Here is a 5,943-nt window from a genome sequence, read left to right on the forward strand (position 1 = left end):
ATAGGAGTAATTACAGAATGATAAAATTGTCAAGCAGTATTAGGGCAATAAAAATGAGAATTAGCAGGTATACAACCTAAGGTTGTTCAATTATTTTATTCTTTAATTGATATACTGGGCTATAATCTGCACTTGATGCTTCTGAAGTCGGTGCCTCGGGTTTAATAATAACTATTGCGTACCATGCAATTTCAATAATGCATAAGCTATGTTAGAAGAATCTTTAAATCATTTAATTTAGCTAAAAAATTGGAGAATATCTTCTCCTTAAGGTACCTATAACACCCAAATCTGGAGTTAAAAATTTAATATTTCAATAAATTATTTATTAAACAGTTATTTATAAGATTACATTTCTCTTAACTTTTAAGTACCAAATAATTGGAAGAAATTGAGTGATAGATCAGCGAAAAGACTCTAAAACTCTGGCTTTTTTCACTAACTTTCTCCCTCAGAAAAACCTTCTATTAGTAAATTATGAAGAGATTCTTCATTTTGGTATTCATTGTGTGGAGTGTTTGCACTTTTGGACAGGACAAACACCCTGATTCTTTGTGGCTTTTAAAAACTGGTAGTTCTAATCCTTTATCTGATTTAAAAAAAGGGTACAATACATTTTACTTTGAAGCTGTCTCTGAATTAAATAATAATGAAGACGGTTTCAATGGACTTTTGAGCACCCAGCGCCAGGTTCTTTTACTGTATAATCGCGACAGAGAAAAACTACAGGATTTTTTAGACGATTCTCTCAAAATTTTTACAAAACCGCCAGGTTCTTCTAAAGAAAATGAAATTATTGGAATTGAAACAAATCAACTAAATTACATTCCTTTTGTAAGCGATTCATTATCAGGGATTGAGGTTTGCAAAGAATTTAATCTCATATCCGTTGATAGTTTAAAAAGTAAAAAAGAGATTGATTTTTTTCTTGAAGAACTACTTTTCAGCAAAGGAGTGGTTCCCGATATTATTTCTTCACCTTTCATCAAAGATATTGAGTATTTAAAAAAAGAATTTTATAAGAAGCCAATATATAAAGCCAGGATTACTTATAATAATGAAGAATTAAACAAAGTTGGTTGGAAAGAATTCCCCCATCTGGAAACTTGTGGTGTTTTTAGGACCAGTGCTTCCACCTTATCACCCCAAAAAAGGGGATTTATGTTCTCTCCTGATATCCATAATTTTACCGATGAAAACAGAAGAATTTCAGGACCAAAAACATTTCGGGCCATAAAATATGAGATAGAGGAAAAGTTAAGGTATTCCCTGCCCCTGGATGGACAAGTGGCTAATTTAGCCAATAAGGATGATAAAAGCACCGCTACTGATGTTGAGTTTGAAAAAGATACATTTAGAGATAAACGCGTCAGTATTTTTAACGGTACCTCGAGTTATATAGACATTAGGAGTAGACCGGAGGATAGGCTGGAAGAAATAAGTATTAGCGCCTGGATAAAACCAGATGAGGTAGATGGAAGTTTTAGTTTAATTGGAAAAGGGGAAGCTTTCTCAGCAAAAATTTATGATGGTAGGTTACAATTTACTACTACCGGAATTAAAGATCATACTACCTCAAAAGCTGTAATCAAAAAAGGAGAGTGGAGCCATGTGGCCTTCGTATATGTGCCCACACAAAAACTCCATGTATATGTAAATGGGAGCTTGGTAGAGGAAATTGCTGCCTCGGATATTCGGCAGACCGATCATGCCTTACTTATAGGAACAAATCTCTGGGGTCAATACTATTCCGGGCTAATGAGTGATTTAAAAATATGGGATAGAGCATTAAGTGATGATGAAATCAAAAGTGTTTATTTGAAAAAAACGGGTAGCGATCAGCATTCTTTTTTTACCAATAATTGGTTGTATTTAACGGGTCTTTTTTTGATTTTAATCATCCCCGCATTCTTTATTTTCCGAAGAAAGCCCACAGTAAAACCAGAAACCCAGATCCCGGAGGAAAAACCCCTGGCTCCAGTTCAGCAAAATATCAAACTAAACAGCATTAACTTATTAAATGGGTTTAAGGTGTGGAATAAAAAGGGAGAAGATATTACATCAAAATTACCTCCAAAACGGAGAGAATTATTAATCTTGATTTTACTATTTACGCTACGCGATGGTGGAATCACTTCAAAAAAGCTAAGCGATATCCTGTGGCCGGGTTTTCCATCTGAAAACAAAAAAAATAATAGAAGTACTCAAATAAAAGAATTGAGAAAAACCCTGGAAAAGCAGCTTGATGCTGAAATTTTATTTGAAGATAAAAAATGGAAATTTCAATTTTCAGACACAGGTAAAGTAGACGTTTTTATCTTAAATAATGTACTACCTGATTTTTGGTCATCAGAAAAGGAAATTCATTCTGAGATTCATGCTATTGAATTTGCCAGAATTGTTTCTAAAGGACCTTTACTTCCCCAGGTAGAAGTAGAATGGCTGGATGCTATTAAAGCCGAATATAATTCCAGGGTATTAGACCTGTTAACTCCGTTCCTGGAAAACGAAGTTTTAGATAATTCGAGAAAGATTGAAGTTATTGAAGCTATTCTGGTGGTAGATCCTTTATTTGAACCTGCGGTTAGGAAAAAAGTTTCCTGTCTATTACAACAGGAAAAATACGGTTCGGCAAAGAAAACCATTGAAAACTATAAAAAACTTTACGAAAGTTATTATAGCGAGACTATTGACCCGGAATTTATGAAATTAGTTAAATAAATCAGAAATTTTCGGGGTTATTACCCCTTTTATTACCCTTAATATTACGTCTTCCCCTGTTAGATTTACGCAGTTAAAAAATTAAATCTATCTAATAACTATGGAGAATAATAGACGTTCTTTTATAAAAAAATTGGGAGTAGCAGGAGCCACTGCTGCCATAATCCCCTCAAGCTTTGCTGCCGAAGCAAAACCGGTAAATTTACTTAACCGGCAAACTAAATTTACTGGTAACAAAACCTTAAATATCGCCTTAATAGGTGCCGGGGGAATGGGAGTGGCAGATACTACTACTGCTTTAAGCCATGACAATATTAATTTACTTGCCGTTTGTGATTTATATGATGGTAGATTAGAAGAATCCAAAGAACGATGGGGTAGTGACCTGTTCCTTACCAAAAAGTACGAAGATATCCTTAAGCGTGATGATATTGACGCAGTTATTATAGGAACTCCAGATTTCTGGCATAAAAAAATGAGTGTTGACGCCTTAAATGCAGGTAAACATGTGTACTGTGAGAAACCTATGGTACACAGCGTAGACGAAGGTAACGAGATTATAAAAGCCTGGAAGAAATCCGGTAAAATTTATATGGTAGGTAGCCAGGGAATGTCTTCTCTTGGCAATGAAAAGGCTAAAGAATTATTGGCGGCAGGCGCAATAGGAACTTTAAATTATGCCGAAGGTTTCTGGGCTCGTAATTCCGCATTTGGGGCCTGGCAATATCCTATTCCAGATGATGCTTCTACTCAAACCGTAGATTGGGAGAAATATATCTCCATCAGTGAAGATCGGCCTTTCGACCCTTTACGCTTTTTTAGATGGCGTAATTATTTAGACTATGGAACAGGAATGGCGGGTGATTTATTTGTGCATTTATTTTCCAGCCTGCATTTTATCACGAACTCTTATGGACCTAACAAAATTGCAGCCACCGGAGGTTTACGTCATTGGGACGATGGACGGGAAGTTCCGGATGTACTTTTAGGAATGTTTGATTATCCCGATACTAAACAACATCCGGCTTTTAACCTTTCCCTGCGTTGTAATTTCGTAGACGGTACCAGTGGTAGTACGTTCTTAAAACTGGTAGGAAGTAAAGGATCTATGGATATAGCCTGGGATAGTCTAACCTTAAAACGCAATGCTGGTGGTGAAAGTGATGATCCATTTTTGGCAGAAAAAGCAAAAGAAGAGTCTGGACGACCAGACCGCAAAAAATTGGTTCCACCACTGGAAACTATTTATAAAGCGCAAAACGGTTATAAAGGAGCGCATTACGACCATTTTGCTAATTTCTTTACCGCAATTCGAGAGAATGGTTCCGTAGCTGAAGACCCTGTTTTCGGATTTCGCGCTGCTGCCCCGGCTTTACTTTGTAATGAAAGTTATAAAAAGAACGGATTTATAAATTGGGATCCTGAAAAAATGAAATTAGGTTAATCCTAAAAGTTCATAATAATACTTCAACCTAAAATAATTCAGATGAAAAAAATAATGGTATACGTGCTTTTGGCAGCTTCGACCATAGCGTGTAAAAATTCAGATAAAAAACAGGAAGAAATTGAAACCAATAACCAAAATCAGGAAAATACTGCCCAGACTCAACAAAAAGAGGGAGACTGGCAATATTTATTCAACGGTAGTAGCCTTGAGGGCTGGCGAGGTTATGGCGAGGAAGAGATGCCCCCGGGTTGGGTCATAGAAGATAGTATATTAACCTATAAAACCGATCTTGGGAAAGAAGAAGATTATACCGGAGGCCGGGACATTATCTATGGTGCTGAAGAGTTTGATAATTTTGAACTTTCCCTGGAGTGGAAACTTCCGAAAGGGGGAAATAGCGGGATTTTCTACCATGTAAAAGAGGGCTATGAAAACCCATCAAAAGTAGCTCCTGAATATCAGCTTATAGATGATGAAAATTATGAGAATATTCATGACCTTGTTAGTTACAATAAAAGTCTTGGTCATACTGAAAACCTTTCAGAATTAAAGCCATTAAACAAAACAGCTGCCGATTATGCGATGTACGCACCCGATTCTGAGAAGAAAAAATTGAATCCGGTTGGAGAATGGAATACGAGTAAGATTGTATATACCCCAGAGAGAGTGGAACATTGGCTTAACGGGGAAATGGTAGTGTCATTCAATCCTAAATCTGAAGACTGGCAAGAGAAAAGAGATTCAGGTAAATGGAAAGGCAGTCCCGATTATGCAAAGTTTAAGTCTGGTTATATCGGTTTGCAGGACCACGCCAGCCCCATCTGGTTTAGAAATATTAAAATTAAAAGATTATAAATTCAATATCCTAAAAATTAGATAAACGGATAATTATTTTAAAAAATATAAAATGAAAAAAATTAGTTTAGTTGCGATCTTATTAAGTATTGCATTTACGGGTTGTCAATCTGGAAAAGATCTTTTTAACGGAAAAGATCTGGAAGGATGGAAAATACATGGTACTGAAAAATGGTATGTAGAAGATGGATTGTTGATCTCAGAAAGCGGTCCCGATAAAGCATATGGATATCTTGCCTCTAAGGAAAATTACAAAGATTTTGAATTGAATTTAGAATTTAAACAAGAAGCGGATGGGAATAGCGGAGTATTTATAAGGTCTGAAATTGAAGGTACTAAAATAGCTGGTTGGCAGGTAGAGGTGGCACCACCAAATCTTCATACTGGTGGGATCTATGAATCTTATGGACGTGGTTGGTTGATTAAACCAGCCCCAGAAAAAGAAGATGCACTTAAGTATGGAGAATGGAATAAATTAAAGATAAGAGTAAAAGGCAACCAGGTAACCAGTTGGTTAAACGGCGTGGAGATGGTTGATTTTTCTGATGAAAAAATAGGAGCTGCTACCGGTAAAATCGCTTTACAAATTCACGATGGGGGAGGGATTAAAGTGTACTGGAGAAATATTAAACTTAAACAAATTTAATTAAGAAGTAATTTAAAGATTTCAATTACAGCAATATATACAGTTAAGTAGTTTTTCAATAATGTGTTTTAGTTTGAAAGCCGTCTTCATTTTGTGACAGACGGCTTTTTTTTAATAATTCTTATATGAACAGTCCCGAAAGATTTTCAGGATTTTTTTATTAGTAATAATCAGATCTTTATCCTTGAGAATATGTGGAAACGAGAGCAAGGCTGCTCGCAGGGATTATTACAAAAATCGTAATACCTCCTGCTTATTTATCCTCGTAAACCTT

Annotated in this window: 4 protein-coding genes; all 4 read left to right on the top strand. The window is 35.8% G+C overall.

Annotation, left to right across the window (positions count from 1 at the left end):
- The first annotated feature begins 477 nt into the window (after window positions 1-477).
- The 4 genes from B4F31_RS11660 (at window position 478) to B4F31_RS11675 (ending at window position 5,669) form a co-directional block, all read left to right on the top strand.
- Window positions 478-2,721, top strand: coding sequence for a LamG domain-containing protein (locus B4F31_RS11660; RefSeq protein ID WP_286761351.1), 2,244 nt, complete (start codon window positions 478-480; stop codon window positions 2,719-2,721).
- A gap of 100 nt (window positions 2,722-2,821) precedes the next feature.
- Window positions 2,822-4,165, top strand: coding sequence for a Gfo/Idh/MocA family protein (locus B4F31_RS11665; RefSeq protein WP_286761352.1), 1,344 nt, complete (start codon window positions 2,822-2,824; stop codon window positions 4,163-4,165).
- Window positions 4,166-4,207: 42 nt separating this feature from the next.
- Entirely contained in the window at window positions 4,208-5,023 is an 816-nt protein-coding gene (locus B4F31_RS11670) for a 3-keto-disaccharide hydrolase (RefSeq protein WP_286761353.1), read from the top strand.
- Window positions 5,024-5,075: 52 nt separating this feature from the next.
- The gene (locus tag B4F31_RS11675; protein ID WP_286761354.1) at window positions 5,076-5,669 is read left to right on the top strand and encodes a 3-keto-disaccharide hydrolase; all 594 of its coding nucleotides are present in this window, start codon (window positions 5,076-5,078) and stop codon (window positions 5,667-5,669) included.
- Window positions 5,670-5,943 lie beyond the last annotated feature (274 nt).

Origin of the sequence: Salegentibacter sp. UBA1130 (assembly GCF_002311535.1) — a bacterium.
GTDB classification, from domain to species: domain Bacteria; phylum Bacteroidota; class Bacteroidia; order Flavobacteriales; family Flavobacteriaceae; genus Salegentibacter; species Salegentibacter agarivorans.

Bases quoted from the DNA above. Each gene is read 5' to 3' on its own strand.
- B4F31_RS11665 (WP_286761352.1), top strand. From the start codon at position 2,822: ATGGAGAATAATAGACGTTCTTTTATAAAAAAATTGGGAGTAGCAGGA.
- B4F31_RS11670 (WP_286761353.1), top strand. From the start codon at position 4,208: ATGAAAAAAATAATGGTATACGTGCTTTTGGCAGCTTCGACCATAGCG.
- B4F31_RS11660 (WP_286761351.1), top strand. From the start codon at position 478: ATGAAGAGATTCTTCATTTTGGTATTCATTGTGTGGAGTGTTTGCACT.
- B4F31_RS11675 (WP_286761354.1), top strand. From the start codon at position 5,076: ATGAAAAAAATTAGTTTAGTTGCGATCTTATTAAGTATTGCATTTACG.